General features: G+C 64.8%; 16 protein-coding genes and 1 pseudogene. 12 read left to right on the top strand and 5 right to left on the bottom strand.

Going from position 1 to position 20,011, the window contains the following annotated elements:
* Nucleotides 1-44: 44 nt before the first annotated feature.
* Nucleotides 45-1,748: a SulP family inorganic anion transporter gene (locus AC07UK_RS01230; protein ID WP_436223084.1), complete on the bottom strand. Its 1,704-nt coding sequence runs from the start codon at nt 1,746-1,748 to the stop codon at nt 45-47.
* 273 nt (nt 1,749-2,021) lie between these two features.
* On the opposite strand from AC07UK_RS01230, the pseudogene AC07UK_RS01225 reads away from it, so the two are divergent.
* The 11 genes and pseudogenes from AC07UK_RS01225 to AC07UK_RS01175 all read left to right on the top strand — a co-directional run.
* Nucleotides 2,022-2,102: pseudogene (locus tag AC07UK_RS01225) on the top strand (DUF2501 domain-containing protein); the annotation flags it as partial.
* A 258-nt stretch (nt 2,103-2,360) separates the two neighbouring features.
* The gene (locus tag AC07UK_RS01220) at nt 2,361-2,555 is read left to right on the top strand and encodes a hypothetical protein (protein WP_436223083.1); all 195 of its coding nucleotides are present in this window, start codon (nt 2,361-2,363) and stop codon (nt 2,553-2,555) included.
* Nucleotides 2,527-3,261 (top strand): cytochrome b/b6 domain-containing protein, encoded by a 735-nt coding sequence (locus tag AC07UK_RS01215; RefSeq protein ID WP_436221868.1) that lies wholly within the window; start codon nt 2,527-2,529, stop codon nt 3,259-3,261. Before AC07UK_RS01220 ends, AC07UK_RS01215 begins: the two co-directional genes overlap by 29 nt.
* A gap of 25 nt (nt 3,262-3,286) precedes the next feature.
* Nucleotides 3,287-3,955: a winged helix-turn-helix domain-containing protein gene (locus AC07UK_RS01210; protein ID WP_436221867.1), complete on the top strand. Its 669-nt coding sequence runs from the start codon at nt 3,287-3,289 to the stop codon at nt 3,953-3,955.
* A complete protein-coding gene (locus tag AC07UK_RS01205; RefSeq protein ID WP_436221866.1) occupies nt 3,952-5,325 on the top strand; it encodes an ATP-binding protein in 1,374 nt (457 codons plus the stop codon). Before AC07UK_RS01210 ends, AC07UK_RS01205 begins: the two co-directional genes overlap by 4 nt.
* Before the next feature lie 394 nt (nt 5,326-5,719).
* Nucleotides 5,720-6,793, top strand: a complete 1,074-nt coding sequence (locus tag AC07UK_RS01200; protein ID WP_436221865.1) for an efflux RND transporter periplasmic adaptor subunit — start codon at nt 5,720-5,722, stop codon at nt 6,791-6,793.
* Nucleotides 6,793-9,930, top strand: a complete 3,138-nt coding sequence (locus AC07UK_RS01195) for an efflux RND transporter permease subunit (RefSeq protein ID WP_436221864.1) — start codon at nt 6,793-6,795, stop codon at nt 9,928-9,930. The genes AC07UK_RS01200 and AC07UK_RS01195 overlap by 1 nt, the downstream gene beginning before the upstream one ends.
* 47 nt (nt 9,931-9,977) lie before the next feature.
* The gene (locus AC07UK_RS01190; protein ID WP_494685398.1) at nt 9,978-11,240 is read left to right on the top strand and encodes a TolC family protein; all 1,263 of its coding nucleotides are present in this window, start codon (nt 9,978-9,980) and stop codon (nt 11,238-11,240) included.
* A gap of 391 nt (nt 11,241-11,631) precedes the next feature.
* Nucleotides 11,632-12,990, top strand: a complete 1,359-nt coding sequence (locus AC07UK_RS01185) for an MBL fold metallo-hydrolase RNA specificity domain-containing protein (protein ID WP_494685399.1) — start codon at nt 11,632-11,634, stop codon at nt 12,988-12,990.
* Nucleotides 12,991-13,050: 60 nt separating this feature from the next.
* Nucleotides 13,051-13,881, top strand: coding sequence for a universal stress protein (locus tag AC07UK_RS01180; RefSeq protein ID WP_494685400.1), 831 nt, complete (start codon nt 13,051-13,053; stop codon nt 13,879-13,881).
* Nucleotides 13,882-14,284: 403 nt separating this feature from the next.
* Nucleotides 14,285-14,932, top strand: a complete 648-nt coding sequence (locus AC07UK_RS01175; RefSeq protein ID WP_436221861.1) for a response regulator transcription factor — start codon at nt 14,285-14,287, stop codon at nt 14,930-14,932.
* Between the two features lie 39 nt (nt 14,933-14,971).
* Here AC07UK_RS01175 and AC07UK_RS01170 read toward each other — a convergent pair whose 3' ends face one another.
* From AC07UK_RS01170 to AC07UK_RS01155, 4 genes are all read right to left on the bottom strand, one after another.
* Nucleotides 14,972-15,115 carry a hypothetical protein gene (locus AC07UK_RS01170; RefSeq protein ID WP_436221860.1) on the bottom strand — a complete coding sequence of 48 codons (144 nt, stop codon included), beginning with the start codon at nt 15,113-15,115 and terminating at the stop codon, nt 14,972-14,974.
* A 265-nt stretch (nt 15,116-15,380) separates the two neighbouring features.
* Nucleotides 15,381-18,083 (bottom strand): bifunctional acetate--CoA ligase family protein/GNAT family N-acetyltransferase, encoded by a 2,703-nt coding sequence (locus AC07UK_RS01165; RefSeq protein ID WP_494685401.1) that lies wholly within the window; start codon nt 18,081-18,083, stop codon nt 15,381-15,383.
* A 9-nt stretch (nt 18,084-18,092) separates the two neighbouring features.
* Complete coding sequence (locus AC07UK_RS01160; RefSeq protein ID WP_436221858.1) at nt 18,093-18,350, bottom strand: CBS domain-containing protein; 258 nt, start codon at nt 18,348-18,350, stop codon at nt 18,093-18,095.
* Between the two features lie 28 nt (nt 18,351-18,378).
* The gene (locus tag AC07UK_RS01155) at nt 18,379-18,801 is read right to left on the bottom strand and encodes an Hsp20/alpha crystallin family protein (RefSeq protein ID WP_494685480.1); all 423 of its coding nucleotides are present in this window, start codon (nt 18,799-18,801) and stop codon (nt 18,379-18,381) included.
* A 417-nt stretch (nt 18,802-19,218) separates the two neighbouring features.
* Here AC07UK_RS01155 and AC07UK_RS01150 point away from each other — a divergent pair, with 417 nt between their 5' ends.
* On the top strand, nt 19,219-19,965 hold the full coding sequence (locus AC07UK_RS01150) for a helix-turn-helix domain-containing protein (RefSeq protein WP_494685481.1): 747 nt from the start codon (nt 19,219-19,221) through the stop codon (nt 19,963-19,965).
* Nucleotides 19,966-20,011 lie beyond the last annotated feature (46 nt).

Below are 20,011 nucleotides of genomic sequence, written 5' to 3'. Positions count from 1 at the left end.
AGGGGGGCCTGGGCGTTGGCCGCCGATGGCAGCGTCAGGCCACCCTAAGCAGGTTCCCATGTCTGGCCCAGTGACCGGACGCACTCATCCACGCTCAGTTCATGCAGCGACTCGCGCGGCAGCGTTTCGCTGGCCGCGCGTGTCAGGACATCCAGCACGGGTGGCTTAAGCCGCACCAGCAGCAGGCGCTGGCCTTTGGCGGCCACCTCGGACGCGAAAGTATGCAGCGCCTCGATCGTCGAGCCATCGATGTCCGGCGTCTCCTCCATGCTGAAAACAAGCGTATGGAGCCCCGGCCCAGCCGCCTCGTGCAGGTGTCGCGCCCTGGCCAGCATGCGTTCTGCATTGGCGAAGAACATCGGCGCTTCCGGTCGAACGATCAGCACGCCCGACAGAGTCCGGGCCTCAGGGTGAGCCGCGATGTCAACGTAGTCGTGGCTAGAGCCAAGGCGCCCCAATTCGCTGACTCTTGGTTCGGCGAAGCTACGCAGTGTCAGCATCAGGCTGATCCCGATTGCCACCAGCAGTCCGTCGAGCACGCCAAGCAGGAGCACGGCGACACATGCGGCAACCACCAGCAGCCGGTCGCGGCGCCATGTCCAGTAGGGCCTGAATGCATCGAGACGCAACGTATGGCTCACGGCATGTATCACGATGGCAGCGAGCACGGGCTCGGGCGTGCGTGCAAGCTGCGGCAGCAGCGCGGCAACAATCAGCGCGATGACTGCTGCGGCGCACCAACCCGCCAGGCGAGACTGTGCTCCGGCTGCTTCATTTGCAGACGTGGCGGAATAGCCTGCCCCGACTGCCATGCCATGTAGCAAACCGGAGCCAATATTGGCCAGACCCAGTGCGACCAGGTCGCGGTTGGGTGAGGTCACATCACCGTACTTGAGCGCAAAGCTGCGGATCGAGCCGTACGACTCCGCATACAGGATCAGCACCAGCGCGAAGGCGAGCTCGCTAACGCGCAACCACTGTACGCGCTGCAGGTCGGGCAGGCCGATGGTGATATTTGCGAGATCGATCGTGCCCACTTCGGCAATGCCGTAGTGCGACAGATCGGTGGCATAGGCTGCTGTGATGCCCAGCACGATCACCACCAGCGGTCCCGGCACCCGCCGCAAGCGCGCCAGCGCGAACAACAAGGCCAGCGCCGCCAGGCACGCGGCGAGCGCATTGAAGTTCCAACCCGCCGATTCGTGCAGGAACTGGTACGTGAAACGCGGCAGGTCGCTGTGCGTCGGGTGGATCCCGGCGATGCTCGAAACTTGCTTGAGAATGATAATGACTGCTAGTCCGAACGTGAAGCCGCGCAGCACCGGCTTGGCAATGAAGTCGGTAATGCCGCCCAAACGCGCCATGCCCGCCAGCACCAGGAAGACACCGGCCAGCGTAACGAACCCGGCGGCGAGCGCCAGGCGCAGCGCGGCATTGGCACCGCTCGTCGACAGCGTGGCCGCGGCCAGCACCGCAGCGGAAGATGAGGTGGCCGACACCACCGCGAAGCGGCTCGTGCCCACAATGCCGTATATCACCAGCCCGACCAGCAGGCCGACCAGGCCAGCTTGCGCAGGCAGATTGGCGATGCCGGCGTATGCAACGGCTTCCGGCAGAAGCAGACCGGCAATAGAGCAGCCGGCGATCACATCTCGCCCGAGCCGTTGGCTTCGTGTCAGCGCCACGTCATTGGCCCTGCCGGTATCCGGCGGGGTGGACGAACCGGGGGCATCAGACGCAGGACACATAATCAGTGGAGTTCGGGCGATCGGCGGTCCGCTTATTCTGCCACTGATGGATGCCATCATAATGACTGCGGCGTCGTTGCGCACGGAGCTCCCTTATGACGAACCTCCAGTGGGCCCTAAACTAACAGGTGTTGAAAAACCATACGCGACCCTTCCTCCAGGAAGAGTCGACCTCATAGAAGGGCCTGCAAGCTGCTTTTTTGGACTGAGTGAGGGGTAGGTACCGTCGAGAACCCCAAAAAGCCCCACCTGAAATCGCTTTTCAATAGCCTGCTAAGCGGCGGCGGCCTGAAGGAACAGGTCACGAAGCAGATTTTCGACAAGACTCTCGCCCAAGGCAAATCGATGTTGTGAGCATGAGTGTCTGTGCCTCATTGCCTTTGTCCGTCGCGCGGGCGTGGGGGTCGCCAAATCGGGAAGGCGAGATGGTGGCACACCTCGTCGCTTTGATCAACGTCAAGTCTAGGTGGGGCGGCCTTGACGGGGCAGCGCGCAGCTGTTGTTGAGGGGCCAGGCTTAAGAAAGCCCTAAGAATTCGGCGGCATCATGGCAATCAAGGAGTTGCCATGATGCTAGCGCCAAGATCCATAGCCTTTCTTCGATCCATCGCCGCTGCGATGGGATTGCTTAGTACTGCCACTAGAAGACCGTACCACCCATACTGGCTGGTTTATCCGAAAGCACGATGAGATTCCTTCATCGATCCGGCTTCACCCGGTGGTGAATAGTGTCGCCAACTGTACCGCATGTTACGCGCGCGCTGATCAAGGAGACTTCAATGAGCACTACGTCCGCATCCGCCGTTAATCCCGACACAGCTGGGCAGGGAATCCGCGGGATCCTCGTCTGGGACGCTCCAGTCCGCGTTTTCCACTGGCTCATGGTGCTCAGTTTTACCGGGGCCTACCTTACCGCTGAGAGTGAGCGCTGGCGGGTAGTGCATGTAACGCTGGGCTACACCATGGCAGGCTTGGTGGTCTTTCGCCTTCTGTGGGGGCTCTTTGGCTCCCGGCATGCCCGCTTCGCAAACTTCGTCCGCGGCCCCAGGCAGGTGAAGGCCTATCTCCGAGGGCTGCTGCGCGGGGCGCCCGAGCACTATGCGGGCCATAACCCGGCCGGCGCGCTTGCCATCATAGCGCTGCTGGGGCTAGGGCTCGTCGTCACCGCTTTGGGCTGGATGACTTATAACGATATGGCCGGCCACTGGGTCGAAGACATTCACGAAGCGGCAGCCAATTTCATGCTGGGGATTGTCAGCGTTCACGTAGCCGGCGTGTTGATTGCCAGTTGGTTGCATCGCGAAAACCAGGTAGGTGCCATGGTGACGGGGCGCAAGCCCGGTAGGCCGGATGACAGCATTCGCAGGCCCTGGCGCAGCGTCGCCGTCCTGATGCTCGTGACGGTTCTGACATTTTGGTGGCTGCAGTGGAACGGCGTTCAGCCTGGCGCTGGCTTCTCCTTCTCCGAGCACCGCGCGGCCTCGGCGAGGGGCAGCGATTGCGATAACGATTAAGCGTTATCTCATGAGAAACTAAACTATGCGCATCCTGCTTGCCGAAGACGACCCGCTGATAGGAGAAGGCCTAAGAGCCGGGCTGCGGCAGCTCGGCTTTCATGTGGATTGGGTGCGCGACGGCGAAGCCGCAGAGCGCGAGTTGCGCGCTCATCCCTACGCGGCTGCAGTACTCGATCTCGGTCTGCCGCTGAAAGATGGCATGGATGTCCTGATTGAGGTCCGGCGGGCCGGCAGCGCTGTGCCTGTCCTCGTGCTGACCGCGCGCGACGCAGTGCCGGACCGTATCCGTGGGCTCGATATCGGCGCTGACGACTATGTCATCAAGCCGGTGGATCTGCATGAACTGGCCGCGCGGCTGCGCGCGCTGATACGCCGCGCACACGGCCAGCCACAGGAGCGCCTGCGCATAAGAGACGTTGTTCTCGATCCAGCCGCCAGAACCGTGCAGCTAGAGGGCGAGTCTGTCGCGCTGTCCGCTCGCGAGTTCGACCTCCTGCATGTGCTGATGCTACATGCCGACCAGGTACTTTCACGGGAGCAGCTCGAGCAGCATTTGTATAGCTGGGGGCGAGAAGTGGAAAGTAATGCAATCGAAGTGCACATTCACAATCTGCGGCGAAAGCTTGGGGCTGCTTTGATCCATACGGTGCGCGGCGTTGGCTACATCCTTCCACGCGAATCCAAAAAATGAATAATGGGCCACCTACTTCGCTGCAAGGCCGGCTGGTCACGCTTGTCCTCGCCGTGGTGGCAACTGTATGGCTGGCCACTGCGGCGATGACCTGGTTCGACGCTCGGCACGAACTCGACGAATTGCTTGATAGCCACCTGGCTCAGGCCGCGGCGTTACTGGTGGTGCAGCAAACGCATGAGATGCATGAGATAGATAGGGACGGCGAGGGCATCGACGCGCCCAGTCTCCACCGATACGCTCCCAAAGTCGCATTTCAGGTATTTCACGAAGGGCGTCTCGCGCTTCGATCTGCTAACGCGCCGGCGGTGGCGCTGGTCGAACGAGACAAGGGCTTCAAGACGGGATTCGCTACGGTGCAGATTACAGGCCTCACGTGGCGCGTCTTCGCTACGCATGGGGGAGAGCGGGACGTACAGGTCTACGTGGGCGAGCAAGCGAGTTCGCGGGCTTCGATTCTCTGGGCTGTGCTGCACAGTACGTTGTGGCCGATGGCCCTGGCGCTGCCGTTGCTGGCGCTGGCGGTCTGGTGGGCGGTGTACCAGGGCTTCAAACCGATGCGGCGACTCGGGCGTGCACTTGCGGAACGCCCTGCGCAAGCGCTGCACCCGGTAAGGGTTGAAGGCATCACCTCCGAAATGGTGCCCATGGTGAATGCGCTGAACGGCCTGTTCGAGCGCATTGGTACGCTGTTGGAGTCGGAACGTCGCTTTACCGCAGACGCTGCGCATGAACTGCGTACACCGATTGCGGCAATCCGCGTGCAAGCGCAGGTAGCGTTGGGCGAGACCGACGATGCTTTGCGAAGAGACGCGCTTCGGCGCACGTTGGACGGTTGCGACCGCGCTACACGACTGGTGGAGCAGTTGCTTACCTTGTCGAGGCTGGAAGCCGACGCAACCCCCACCATGGCAGAAGTCGACCTGCGGACACTGGTTCAGCAGGTGGTGGCCGAACTGGCACCGAAGGCGATAGGCAAGAATCAGAGTCTAGAGTTCGAAGCCACCGAACCCTGCAGCCTTCCCGGCAACGAGGCGTTGTTGGTCGCCCTGGCTCGTAATCTGGTCGACAACGCGCTGAGATACAGTCCGCCGTTTGCGCGGGTGAGGGTGAGCGTGCTGCAGCACGCCGGGCGAGTTGAGTTGCTTGTTGAAGACAGCGGACCCGGTCTCGCTGAGACCGACTCCCGCAGACTTGGGGAGCGGTTCTTTCGGGTTCCTGGTAGCGGCGAGAGCGGCAGCGGGCTCGGCTGGTCGATCGTACGACGCATTGCGGCAGTTCACCAGTTGGAAATTGAGGTCAATCGGTCGGCGGCATTGGGCGGACTTGCAGTTCACGTCAGAGGCCAGGGCGGTCGCCAAACCAGTTGAGAGTGCTTCTCTGGTTTTTATGCGTTGTGACTAGCATGGAATGAACAGGACGCACCTGGTGTCCGGGGCCCAATCGTGGGGGTGGGCGTCTGCAAGCACATGTCATGGCGGTTGATCTGTATCAAGGGCGGGTCCGGCGTCCGATGTAGCTTCAACGATAGCAGTTGGGACTGTTCAAGGCGTTAGTGCGAAGGTGCTGGGCTCTTGTTGGCGCAACTAGTGCGGGAGACGGAATGCAAATCAAAAAAATACATGGTCACTTAGAGTGGAAATGTATGTCGCCGTGAGGAGCAACGCAGTTACTTCCTGATTCCCCGCTAGCCATTCTGGCAGTCCGCGCTCGCGCTCTGGGCCAAGGCGCGTCGAATGTTCTCATCCTGCACTGGAGTCAGGAATGTTTCTTCCTAAAAGTCTTGTCGTAGGCACGCTTGTCGCATCGACACTGTTTGCCCATAGCCTCGCGTGCGCGCAGGCCTTGGTCCTGTCCGCCGCCCAGATCCAGTCGCTCGGTGTGCGATTCAGCCCGGTGACCGCAGCAGCCCAGCTCGAAATCGGCGCCAGCGGACGCGTGGTACTCAAGCCCGACGCGCAGTACGTGGTGGCCGCGCCGTACCCCGGCATGGTCTCGCGCGTGCTGGTGGCAATCGGCCAGCCGGTGCGCGCCGGCCAGCCGCTGGCCACCTTTGCCAGCCCGCAATTGTTCGAAGCCGGACGTGCGCTGACCGAGGCGCGCTCGCAAGCAAACCTGGCACGGCAAGCGCTGGCGCGGGACCGCAGCTTGCATGACGACGGCATTATTCCAGGCAGCCGCTGGCAGGCCACACAAGCGCGCGCCACGGAGGCGGCCGCCACGGTACGCGCACGCGAGGCCGAAATGGCTGCTGCGGGCATCGTATTCTCCGGTGGCTCAGGCGAGCCCCAATTGGTCGCAGGCCGGGCGGGCCTGATCGCAGAGGTGAATGCCATGCCTGGCACGCGCGTGGACGGCGCGGCGCCGTTGTTTCACGTTGTCGATCCGACCGCGCTGGAGTTGGACTTGCTTGTTGGCCGCGACATGCCAGCCCCGACTGGCGGCGAGCGCGTTGAAGTGCGCCAGCGCGGCGCCACCGGCCAGGTGGCCGGCGTAGTGCCGGTTAGCGACGGCACCGCAGCCGTGCGCGTGCGCGCCGTGCTGGACAAGCGCGGCAGCCTGCAGGCTGGCGAAAGCGTCAATGCAATCGTGCACTTGCGCGGCGCGCCAGACGCCACTGGCGCAGGCCGCGTGGGGGTACCCCCCACCGCACTGACATACTGGCGCGGCATGCCCGGTGTGTTCGTGGCAACCAAGACGGGCGTACGCTACCAGGCTGTGGTGATCGAGGCCGTGAACGAGGCTGCGGCGACCGTCCGTGGCACGCTGCCGGCAGGCACACGCGTGGCGGTTGCCGGCGTAGGCGCGCTCAAGGGCATGTTGGCGGGGGCTCAGTGATGCTGGCCGGCCTGGTTGAATTCTCCCTGCGCCAGCGGGCGCTGGTGCTGATCGCTGCCTGCGTGCTGGCGGTGGCCGGGGCGTGGGCTTACACGAAGCTGCCAATCGATGCGTTTCCGGATATCTCACCGACTCAGGTCAAGGTCATCTTGAAGATTCCCGGCATGACGCCCGAGGAAGTCGAGCAACGCGTGTCCACGCCGATCGAGCAAGAACTGCTCGGCATCCCCCGCAAGACCATCGTCCGCTCTGTGTCCAAGTACGGCATCAGCGACGTGACGGTCGATTTCGAGGAGGGCGTGGATTCCTACTGGGCCCGCCAGCAGGTGTCCGAGCGGCTCGCCGGCCTGCTGCGCGACCTGCCGGCCAACGCCGTCGGGGGGATGGCACCCATCACCACGCCGCTGGGCGAGATGTTCATGTTCACGGTCGAGGGCGATGCATTCTCGCTTGCAGAACGCCGACGGGTGCTCGACTGGGTGATCCGCCCGGCCCTGCGCACGGTGCCCGGCGTGGCGGATGTCAACGCGCTGGGCGGCGAGGTGCGCAGCTTTGAGGTGATTCCCGACCCCGCACGGCTACGTGCCAGAGCGGTTACGCTGGAGCAATTACGCCAGGCACTCGACACTAACAACCGCAATGACGGTGCCGGGCGGGTGGTGCAGGGCGACGAGAACTGGGTGGTGCGCGTGGAAGGCGGTGTGCGCGGCGTGGAAGACTTGCGGCGGATTGCTGTTGCTTCGTCCTCTGCTTCGCCCATTTCAGGCAGCGGCATGCCTGTAGTAACCGTGGGCGACGTGGCCACGGTCAGGCTCGGCGTGGCCACGCGCAACGGCGCGGTCAGCAAGGACGGTCGCGGTGAGGCGGTTCAAGGCCTGGTATTGGGCTTGCGTGGCGCCGATGCCCGCCAGCTAGTCACTGCCGTGCAGGTACGGCTGGACGCGCTCCGCCCGCAATTGCCCCAAGGCATGTCCACCCATGTGTTCTACAACCGCGGTGAACTGGTGACGCGTGCCGCCAGCACGGTGGTGCACGCGCTGATCGAAGCCAGCCTGCTGGTGGTTGTGACGCTGTACCTGTTTCTCGGCGGCGTGCGCGCGGCGCTGGTGGTGGCAGCCACATTGCCGCTGTCGATGCTGGCCACCTTTCTGCTGATGCGCTACGTGGGCCTGACTGCCAACCTGATGAGCCTCGGCGGCCTGGCGATTGCGCTGGGGATGCTGGTGGACGCGTCGGTGGTGGTGGTAGAGGGCATTGAGTCTGCACTGGCTCGCTCGTACGAGCACAAGAGCGACCCATCACTGCGCGGCGCGGTGATCCGCCATGCTGTGGCCAGCGTGGCCGTGCCGATGTTGGCCGGGGTCTCGATCATCGCTATCGTGTTCCTGCCGCTATTGTCGTTAGAGGGCCTGGAGGGCAAGCTCTTCGTGCCGGTGGCACTGACCATCGTGCTGGCACTGGCGTCTTCGGTGCTGATCGCGTTCACCGTGGTGCCAGCGTTGGCATCGCTGCTGCTACGCGCCCATGCCGATGAGGAGCCTTATGTGATGCGCAAGGTCGCCAGCGGATTCGCACGCCTGCAGGACTGGAGCACCGGGCACCGTCGCACGGTATTCGCCGCGGCGGGGGTGGCTCTGGTTTTGGCTGTGGCGCTGTATCTGTCGGTGGGCAAGACCTTCATGCCCACAATGGATGAAGGCGACTTGATCGTGCAGTTGCAGAAGGCGCCCTCGGTGTCACTGGGGACCTCGGTCGACCTGGATCTGAGGGTGCAGCAGGCGCTGATGGCAGAGGTGCCGGAGATCCGCTCGATCGTGGCACGCTCCGGCTCGGACGATCTCGGGCTCGACCCGATGGGGCTGAACGAAACCGACACCTTCCTCGTGCTCAAGGGCAAGGACCAGTGGCGCGGCAGCAAGGAAGACATCGCCATTGCCATTCGCCGCGTCATGGAGCGCTTCCCGGGCGTGGTGTACGGCTTCACGCAGCCGATCGAGATGCGTGTCTCGGAAATGTTGACGGGCACGCGCGGTGATGTGGCGATCAAGGTGTTCGGCACTGATCTCGGTGCCATCGATACCGCTGCGCAGGCCATCGCCGCACGCGTGCGCAAAGTCCCCGGCGCCGCCGAAGTGATAGCGCCCAGCAACGAGGGCGTGCAGTACCTCACGCTTGCGCTGGACCGCGCCGCTGTCGGCCGCGCCGGGTTTTCCGGCGATGCGCTGCAGGCGTTGCTGCGCGCGCAAGTGGAGGGCGAGCGGATCGGTATCGTGCCGGAGGGTACGGTGCGCACCCCGCTGATCCTGCGTGGCGGCGAGAGCCTGCGTCAGATGCCTGAAACCTTCACCAGCCTGCAAGTGACGGCACCCGATGGCAAGGTGTGGCCATTGACCTCGCTGGCGCAGGTGCAGCGCGTGGAGGGCCCTGTACGGATCAATCATGAGGACGGCGAGCGATTTGCGGTAATCCAGGTCAGCGTGGAAGGGCGCGACCTGACCGGCTTCGTGCAGGAGGGGCAAGCTGCGGTGGCGGGTCTTGCCAGCCTGACCAAGGGCTTGCGCATAGTCTGGGGCGGACAGTTCGAAAACCAGCAACGTGCGGCTGCGCGTCTCGCGTTGGTGGTGCCGCTGGCGCTGGGTGCCATCTTCCTGCTGCTTATGTTGACCTTCCGCTCGGTCCGCCAGGCGGTGCTGGTGATCGCGAACATTCCCTTCGCCCTGGTGGGAGGTATCGCCGCGCTGCGGCTGGCAGGCGAATACCTCTCAGTGCCGGCCTCGGTCGGCTTTATCGCGTTGCTGGGCATTGCGGTGCTCAATGGTGTGGTACTGGTCTCGCATTTCAATACCTTGCTGGAGGAAGGGCGACCGGTGGCCGAGGCCGTGCGTACGGGCGTGCGGGATCGCTTGCGGCCGGTCTTGATGACGGCCTGCATCACCGCGCTGGGCATGATCCCATTGCTGCTGGCAAGCGGTCCGGGCTCGGAGATCCAGCGCCCCTTGGCCATCGTTGTTTCGGGAGGGCTGGTTAGCTCGACCGCACTGACCTTGCTGCTGTTGCCGCTTCTGTTCGAGCGATTCAGTGTGGCGCGTTCGCGTCAGGAAAGCCGAGCCCGCATGGAACAAGGGGAGACGCAATGAATAGCGTGAAGAAAAACACGACACGCACGCTTGCCGCGGCTACTGTCATGACCGTAGCGTCCTCGATCGCCGTTATATCTGCAACCGCCGCAATGACTGGCGCCGCGAGGGCGCAGGCTGCCATAGCAGTGGAGGCCGGCATCCTGCCCAGCGAAGCCGCCGTGCGCGACGCTGTCAGCCAGTCGCCGGATGTACAGATGGCCGAAGCTCGTCGCGACGCCGTGCTGGCCCGCGCGGCCGGCATCCGTGCCGGCACCGCCGAGGCCGTGGTGCGCGCGACCGGGCAGGGCCGTCAGGTGCGGGAGCCGTCCGAGCGGTATGCCGAAGGACAATTGGCGCTGGAACGGCCGTTGCGGCTATGGGGCAAGGCCGACGCCGATGGCGCGCTGGCGGACGCGACGGCGCAGTCCGGCCAGCTTGCGGTGATGGATGCGCGCCACGAAGTCTCGCGGCAGATTCTGTCGCTGTGGTTCGGAGCGCTGCGCGCGCAGCAGGTACATCTGGCGGCGCAGGGCAATGACAGGCTTGCCGCCGAACTGGCAGCGATCACCGCACGGCGCGTCCAGCTGGGCGACGCGGCGCGCATGGACCATGAACTCGTGCTGGCCGAGCGTGCCCGTACCGCGGCGGCACTGGCCAGCGCGCGGGCGGCGGAAGCGGCAGCGCAAGCTGAGCTGCGGGCGCGCTTTCCGAGCCTTGGGATACCTGGTGGCCTGCCTGCCGACGCTCGCCTGCAGCCCTTGCCGGATGACCCTACCGGGTCGCTGCGCAATCGCTACGTGGAGGACAGCCATGAATTTCGCCTCGCCCTGTCCGAGGAAACACAAGCGCAGCGGCAGGCCCGGCGCAGCGATCTGGAGCGCAAGCCTGACCCAACAGTGGGCGTGTTCGTTACCATCGAGCGCGGCGGTGCGGAGCGGATCGCGGGCGTGAGTGTCAGCATGCCGCTTGGCTCCGCGCACCGGCGTTCGGTGGCAATGGCCGCCGCTGCCGACGCGGAGGCGGCAGCCCGCCGCCGCGTGGCGGTGGAGCGTCGGATCGGTGCCGAGTTCGAGGTGCTATACGGTGGCCTGGAGGGCAAGTGGGCCGCCGCCAGGGCGCTGTCCGAGGCGCTTGCGCTACAGCGCAGTGCTGCCGAGCGCACGGGGCGCGCCTACAAAGCGGGTGAAACCAGCTTGAGCGAGCTATTGATGATTCGGCGCGCGTTGGCCGACACCATGCTGGCTGAGCGCGCGGCCGTGGTTGATACGCTGGAGGCCGACAGTCGGCTACGGCTGGATCTGCATCAACTGTGGGACTTTGATGACTGAAGCGTTGGCCGATGCCGGTTCTAGCAGCCATGCATGGCGTCCATGCCCAATTTGCTTCTGTGGGAAGGAGCGGCGCCTGTGCTCCGTGGCCAATCTTACGCGTGCCGGACCCAAGTCCCAAATTGAGATTCACCTTAATCAGCGTGGATGGCGACGGTGGATTGGGGTTGATATGGCTCAATGCCGGTCGCGGGGCGATGGAATCATGAATGGGCGAGCACCGGTCTCTCGCTACCGGCGGGGCCAGACACTGTTCAAGCGTAGGTACTCGCGTGTCCACATGATTGATCCGGATCAACCACCACTCGGTTCCCCCTCCTAGACTGGCTGTATCAGCCAGCGGCACCCGTGGCGGGGCCAACGGCTTTGCGCAAGCGTCAAAGGAGACCAGATGCAACTGCAATTCCTCGGCGCGACCGATACGGTCACCGGCTCCAAGTACCTGCTCGATACCGGCCGTCACCAGGTCATGGTCGACTGCGGCTTGTTCCAGGGATACAAGACCCTGCGCTTGCGCAACTGGGACCCACTGCCGCTCGATCCGGCCAAGCTCGACGCGGTGGTGCTGACCCATGCCCACATCGACCACAGCGGGTATTTGCCCCTGCTGGTGCGCAACGGCTTCCGCGGCAGCGTGTACTGCACCATGGGCACCGCGCAGCTGTGCGGCATCCTGCTGCCAGACAGCGCCCGCCTGGCGGAAGAAGACGCCGATTACGCGAACCGCAAGGGTTTTTCGCGTCACCGCCCCGCATTGCCCCTTTACACGGCCGCCGACGCTGCACGAGCAATGCGGCAACTCCAGCCGATGCAGTTCGGCAAGCGCTTCCAGGTAGTGCCCGGCGTAGAGGCCGAGTTTGCCCGAGCCGGACATATCATCGGGGCAGCTATCGTCACGTTGTTCGTCGACGGCAAGCGCATCGTCTTCTCGGGCGACCTCGGGCGGCAGCAAGACATCGTCATGCGCGCGCCGGAGATGGTGCGTCAGGCGGATTACCTGCTGGTGGAGTCCACCTATGGCGACCGGCGGCATCCGGACGACGACCCGCTCGATGTGCTCGGCGAGATAGTCAGCCGGACAATTGGCCGCGGCGGCAGCCTGATCATCCCCGCTTTCGCGGTGGGGCGCACGCAGAGCCTGCTGTACTGCCTGCACCGCCTGCGCGAGCTCAAGCGCATCCCCGACGTGCCGGTGTACCTCAACAGCCCGATGGCCATCGACGCGACCATGATTTTCTCGCTGCATCCGGAAGAGCTGCGCATCAGCCGCGAAGAGTGCACCGCAGCCTGTAATCTCGCCACCCCGGTGCAGAGCATGGAGCAGTCGATCTGGCTGAACCACGACCGAAGTCCCAAGATCATCCTGGCTGGCAGCGGCATGGCTACCGGTGGTCGTGTGGTCCACCATCTTGCCACCTACGGCCCGGACCCTCGCAACACCATCCTGCTTTCCGGCTTCCAGGCGGCGGGTACGCGCGGCGCAGTGCTGGCCGCAGGCCGGCGCGACATCCGCGTCCATGGCAAGGACATCGCCGTGCATGCGTCGGTGGAGCAGGTGGAGAACCTGTCCGCACATGCCGATGCCACAGAACTCATGACCTGGCTTGGCGGCTTTCACCAGGCGCCGCGGCGTACGTTTGTCGTGCACGGCGAGCCACAGGCAAGCGATGCGCTGCGCCAGCACATCGAGCGCGATCTGCGCTGGGCGGTCACCATGCCGGAATATCGGCGGTCCTACCCGCTCGATTGATCCCGCCCGGATGCCTGAAATATGCATCTTTAGGCGCATTTTCAAAACCGGAACCACGCCATGGACTTTAGAACCATCCTCGTCGACCTCAGCGAAGATTCTGCCAGGTCGGCACGCATTGAAACGGCCGCACGGGTTGCGGCGAAATTCGGCGGCAGCGTGGTCGGACTGACTGCGACTGGAACAAACCTGGAGCCGTTTCGCGGGGCGGGCGAAGAAGCCGGACAATACGCGGCGCTTGCCGCCAGCCAGCTGCACAAACTGGTCGCCGCTCACAAGGAAGCCCTCGACACGCTGACCAGGCAAGTGTCGCCGGACATCCCCACCCGGCACATCATTATCGACGCCGAGTCCGGCTGGGCGCTTGCTGACGAGGGCCGGTTCGCCGATCTCATCCTTCCCGCACCGCCGTCGGCAGATGCCGATGTGCCGGCGCTGCTGGCCGGGGTTGCGGAGTATGCGATGCTCAATGCCGGCCGGCCCATCCTGCTGGTGCCGGGCGCGGCCGGCCCGCGCTTTGGTCGCCATGTCGCCATCGCATGGAACGGCGGCAGAGAAGCCGCGCGGGCGGTAGCGGACGCATTGCCGTGGCTCGCGCATGCCAGTGCTGTTACCGTCCTGGTGGTCAGCGCGGCTGGCATTGACGAAGAGACCTGCCGTGACAGCGGGAACCGGCTGACAGCGTGGCTGGCCAGCCATGGCGTCAATGCCGATCTGGTTGTCGGGGAGGGCGACCCCGACCACGTTCTGCCGCAACTTGCCTGCAAGGTACAGGCCGACCTGCTGGTTGCCGGCGGCTATGGCCGTTCCCGGCTGAAGGAGCTGGTGCTGGGCGGCACCACCCGCGCCCTGGTGCGCCAGTCATCGTTGCCAGTCTTCATGTCGCACTGACGGGTGACCGCTGCCAGTGGGGCAGTGGCAGCGCACGGCCTGGCGCAGGCGCTTTCTTTGTTCGGCTGGCACATCGCGGGCCGGCCGAATGTTGGCTTGCCGACATACCCGAGCCGCATCCTGAGCTAGTTTCCCACGTGCGTGGCTCAGCCGGTGTCGGCACACGGGTTGTGGCTCCGACGTCGCCGGTACCTGCGAAATTCCGGTTCTGATCCGCATCTCGCTTCCCATGCCGTTGCCTTTCCGTGCACAAACTCTATAGTCCATTGGCAAGGTAATAGTGACGAGAGCATGCCCCTGAAGGCGTCTTCATCCGCTCCGCAGGCGAGCAGCCTTGTCCAGAGTTCGCCCGACGATGGCTTTCGCCTGGTCGTGCGATTTCCGCGAGAGCAGGGGAACGGGCATGACAAGGGTGATGATTGCGGATGACCATGCTGTGGTACGGGATGGCCTGCGGCATATCCTGGAACGGGCCGGTGTGTTCGAGGTCGTCGGCGAGGCGGCCGATGGTACGCAAGTGCCCAGGATGGTACGGGAATGCACCCCGCAGGTGCTCCTGCTTGACCTTTCCATGCCTGGCAGGAGCGGGCTGGAACTGATCCGCTTGCTGCGCGGCGAACACCCGGCCCTGCGCATCCTGGTCTTGACCATGCACGCCGAGGAGCAATACATCGTTCGTGCGTTCCAGGCTGGAGCGGCGGGCTATCTGACCAAGGAAAGCGCGGCCACGGAACTGGTGTCCGCCATCGGCCAGGTAGCCCGGGGCGGCACCTATGTGAGCCAGTCGATGGCCACGAAACTGGCAAGCGGGCTGAAGGACCAGACCGACGACATGCCGCACCTGAGGCTCTCGGACCGCGAACTGGAAGTGTACCGGAGGCTGGTGCTGGGCGAGCCCATCACGGCGATCGCCACGGCACTGTGCGTCAGCGCCAAGACCGTGAGCACCTACAAGATGCGGCTGATGGAAAAGATGCAGATGCCCAATGAGGCCATGCTGTTGCGCTATGCCATGCGCAATCATCTGTTCGACGACGATGCGGACCTGTAGTGCCACAGTGCAGCGTCGGTCGACCGCTGGCTTTGTGCCCTATTGCCCCGAAGTCGCCGCCAGCCCGGCCAGGGCCAGGCGCAGCGCATCGAGTTCCAGCGTCTTGTCAAAGCAGTAGCTCCCGCCTGCCTTCAGGCAGGCGCGGCGCAGCGGCGGACCGAGGTTATCGGCCAACACGATCACGATCGAATCCGGCAGCGTCGACCTCAGCGTCCTGACCCCCGGCTACCGGCTTGTCTCAGGAAATTCCCATGCACGCGATTGCGCTTGTCCCCTGTCTGTTCTGCACGGGCGTGTTTGCAGGCTGTAGTCGCCGCTGGCCTTGCGCAGGTAAGCCGCCTCGTCCTGGCCGACTCCGCCGGTCAGGTAGCGAACGCCATCGGCAACGAGCAGCCTGCTCGCCTGCTACCAGCGTAGGCCGCCCGCCGCGCGCGCCAATTGCGATGCCTCAACCCTGCGTGCGAACGCTGGCATTCTCCTTGTGCAGCGCAAGGTGCAGACTGACACCGTCGGCGCCGGCCGCGATGCTCGTCCTGAAGCCGCAGGTGCGCGCCAGCGTCAGCATGGCCCGGTTGTGCTGCATGGTGCAGCCCACCAGCGCGCCGATGCCCTTATCGCGCGCGTAGCGGATCAGCTTGTCGAGCAGCAGCTTTCCCAGTCCTTGTCCCTTGCAGTCCGAGCGCACGGCGATGCCGAACTCCGCCTGGACATTGTCCGGATCCGCAACCGCCCGGACCTCTCCCAGGATGGACGCCTGGCCACATGCATCGGTAGTCGTCGCGATGAACGCCATCTCACGCGCGTAGTCGATCTGCGTGAGCCTTGCCAACTGGCTGTGTTCCGGCTCGCGGAACGTGCAGAAGTAGCGTGCATGGATATCTTCCGGCGTCAGCTGGCGGAAGTAAGCCCGGTAGGCTGCTTCGTCGGCCGGGCGCACGGGCCGCAGCACAATGGTGCGGCCGTCCTGCTCGACGCGTTCCTCCAGCGCTTCCGGATACGGTTGGATGGCCAGCCGCGGGCGCGTGCCCGGCGCCGGCGCCTTGATGGTGATGCGGGCATCGAGCGCGATGACGCCTGTCGCGCTCGCCAGCAGGGGATTGATATCAAGTTCGGCGATCTCGGGAATATCGCAGACCAGGCGTGATACCTGTACCAGTACCTGGAGCAAGCCGTCCCCGTCGACGCCCGGGTTTCCGTGCCAGCCTTCCAGCAGGCGCCCGATGCGGGTGCGCGACACCAGGTCTTGCGCGAGCAGCGCGTCGAGCGGCGGCAGCGCAACCGCATGGTCGCCGATGCGTTCGGTGTTGACGCCGCCATGGCCGAACAGCAAGACGGGGCCGAACACGGGATCGGTGGCGGCGCCAACGATCAGCTCGAAGCCATCGCCGTGCCGGACCATCGGCTGGACGGTGAAGCCTTCCACCCGTGCCTCCGGGGCTTGCTGCCAGATCCGCTCGAGCATGGCGGTGCCGGCGCTGCGCACCGCGGCGGCATCGGCGAGGTCCAGTGCAACGCCGCCCGCGGCAGACTTGTGCGTGATGTCCGGGGACAGGATCTTGAGCGCTACCGGATAGCCGATCCGTGTGGCCTGGTCGACAGCCTCATCGACGCTTGCCGCAGTCCGGGTCGCGACCACGGGGACGCCATAGGCGGCCAGCACGGACTTGGCCTCCGGCTCGGTCAGCAACGCCCTGCCGGCGCGCAGGGCATTGCCGATGATCGTTCGCACCTGGTCCTTGTCAGCTGGTGTATACGTGCCGTCTTCAGGCGGCGTGCGCATCAGCAACTGCTGGTTCCTGTGGTATTCGCAGGCCTGCATGAAGCCGCGCACTGCCCGCTCCGGCGTGTTGAAGGTCGGCACGCCGGCATGCTGGCACAAGCGGCGTGCCTGCTGCACGGCATCCGCTCCGAGCCATGCGGTCAGCAGCGGCTTGCCGCCCGACGGCGCGCTGACGAGCGCGGCTGCGATCTCGGCGGCCGGTACGATGGCTGTGGGCGCATGGATCATCAACACAGCGTCAACCTCGGGCGCCTCGCAGAGGATGGCGTAGGCCTGCAGGTAGCGCTCGATGGGTGCGTCGCCGATGATATCGATTGGATTCGCGCGCGGCCAGGTGTCGGGCAGCACCGCGTCCAGCCGGGCCAGGGTCTGGTCGGACAGTCGGGGCAGGGTCCCGCCGGCATCCGCCAGCGCATCCGTCGCCATCACGCCGGCGCCGCCGCCATTGGTCAGGATGGCGAGGCGCTCGCCACGCAGCCCGCGCATGCGGGCAAGCATCTCGACGGCGTCGAACAGGCCCTCGGTGCTGTCCACGCGTAGCATGCCGGCACGCCGGATGGCGGCGTCGTAGACGTCGTCGGCACCCGCCATGGCGCCGGTGTGGGACGCGGCGGCGCGTGCAGCCTGCGCGGAGCGCCCGCCCTTGACGATCAACACCGGCTTGTTGCGGGCGGCTGCGCGCGCCGCGGACATGAACTTGGCGCCATGGCGGATCGCTTCCACGTAGAGCAGGATGGCATGCGTCCCGGCGTCGCCGGCGAGGTAGTCGAGCACGTCGGCCGCGTCCACATCGGCACTATTGCCCAGCGAGATGAAATGAGAAAAGCCGATCTGCCGCGAGCGCGACCAGTCCAGCACGGCGGTGGCCAGCGCGCCGGATTGGGTGGCGAATGCCAGCTTGCCTTGCCGGGTCGTGCCGGGCGCGAAGCTGGCATTGAGGCCGATTCCCGAAGCGATCAGCCCGACGCAGTTTGGCCCGAGAATCCTGAGCAGATGGGGCCGCGCCGCGTCCAGCATGGCTTGCCGCAGGGCGCCTCCGGCGCTGTCCTCGGGACCCTCGAAGCCGGCGGTCAGCACGATGGCCGCGCGCGTGCCGGCGGCGCCAAGCTCCGCGACGAGCCCCGGGATGGTGGGTGCGGGCGTGCATAGCACCGCCAGGTCCGGCGGCGCCGGCAACGCGCCGACGCGCGCGTAACAGGGCTGGCCCGCCAGCGTCGCATACTTCGGGTTGACCAGGTACAGCTGGCCGGTGAAGGCGCCCGCGGACAGGTTCGCCAGCACCGTTGCCCCCACGCTATGCGGCCGCAGCGTGGCGCCGATGAGCGCGACCGAGTGCGGACGGAACAGGGCATCGAGGTTACGGACAGTCATGGCTGGCCCTCATGGCAACCGCCGGCAACCCTTCCGACCGATACTGATATGGTGGGCCTCGCGCATGGCATGGCGGCGCAGCGCCTCTTCGATGATGACGATGTCCCGGTCCGTGACCATCCCGACCGCGGGCGTCCCGGCCGGTGAGTTCTCTGTCACGATCAGCGCACCGACGTGGCGGGCCCGCATCTGTACGGCAGCTTCCCGCAGGGTGCAGGACAGCGGGACATGCACGGCTTTCGCTGAGCAGATATCCTGGACTGGCATCCCGGTCTCCTTTTCGGCGCAACGTTGCCTAACGGACGGTAATGCGTTGCTGGGTCGAGCTTTCCTTCTTGGGCAGCACCAGACGCAGCACGCCGTCCTGGAAGCTGGCATCGATCTTTTCCGTGTCGATGTTGCCGTCCAGCGTGAAGGCGCGCTGCATTGAGCCGCTGTAGCGCTCCTGGCGGATCACGCGGTCGCCTTCCTTCACCTCGGAAGCCTTCTCGAGCTTGGCGGAGATCATCACGGTGCCACGGTCTACGCTGACGTTGATGTTTTCCTTTTTCACGCCCGGCAGGTCGGCGGTAATGGTGAAGCTGCTGTCTGACTCGGCCACGTCGACCTTGAACGGCAGCTCGGTGTCTGGGCCAATCCGCAAATTGCGCAGCATGCTCTGCAGCATGTCGCCGAGCGGTTCGATCGAGAACGGGTCGTAGCGCTTGATGTTGCCCATCATGGTCTCCTGGGATGCGGCGCGGTGCGCGCCGGATGCCTTCTTACTTTGGCAAGCCGGGGCGGTTGCAGTTTGCTTTGCATCAAACGCCGGCACATTGCCCCGACTGCTTGCACGGGATAACGGCATGACGTCTCATGCGCCAGCTTGGACAGCCAGGGCGTTCGGCATGACCGGCGTCAGGGAACCCTGACAACTGACGCTGCATTTCTGACACGCAACTCAGCGCAGCCTTCTAGGCGCGGAGCGCGGGCCGGCCAATACTTCAGTCAAACACATCGCGGCGCGCACGAATATGCGGTCCGCCAGAACGACACGGGTGAAGGCGAAGGTCGGGATAAGGGAAAGGCCGGCAGGCTGGAGACAACCATGTTTGACTTGCATACTGAAGCAGATGCCGTTTGTGACGCCCCCAACATGTCCGTCGCGCTCTCCAGGCGTGAGGATGAGACGTTTGCGGAGCCGACGCCGGATCCCGCGCGGGCGCGGTGCACAACTTGCATGATGCGGAACATCTGCATGGCCGCCAGCCTGGAGGCCGGCGAAATGGCCCGCCTGGACTCCGTCGTGCGGAGCTGGCGTTCGGTCAAGCAGGGCGAACGGCTGTACCGGGCCGGCGACCCGTTCCGCAGCCTCTATGCGGTCCGCGTCGGCTCGTTCAAGACCGTGGTGGCGCCGGAGCGGGGCAAGGAGACCATCTCCGGCTTCTACATGGCCGGGGACTCAATCGGCATGGACGGCGTTTGCCAGGAAACCCATAACTGCGATGCGATTGCCCTGGAAGACAGCGTGGTCTGCGTGATCCCGTTTCACCAGCTCGAGGCGCTATGCCGCGAGATCAAGCCGCTGCAACGCCAGTTGCACAAGATGTTCAGTGCCGAGATCGTGAGGGAATCGCGCCAGATGATGCTGTTAGGCAACAACATGTCCGCCGAGCAGCGCGTGGCGGCATTCCTGTTGAACGTCTCGGCACGCTACCGCGAACGCGGCTATTCGGCCACGTCCTTTGTGCTGCGCATGACGCGTGAAGATATCGGCAGCTTCCTTGGCGTGACCTTGGAAACCGTGAGTCGGACCTTGTCCAAGTTCCAGCAGGAAGGGCTGCTGACAGTGCAGGGCAAGTCCATCGAGCTGCTCAACCTGGACGCCCTGGATGCTCGCTAGCAGCGTAATACGCGGCAAGGCATGACGTGAACGATCCCAGTTCTGA

The organism is Cupriavidus sp. GW821-FHT07C08 (genome assembly GCF_059419025.1).
The sequence above is the reverse complement of the archived record's forward strand: the minus strand, read 5'-3'. Positions and strand labels throughout refer to the sequence as shown.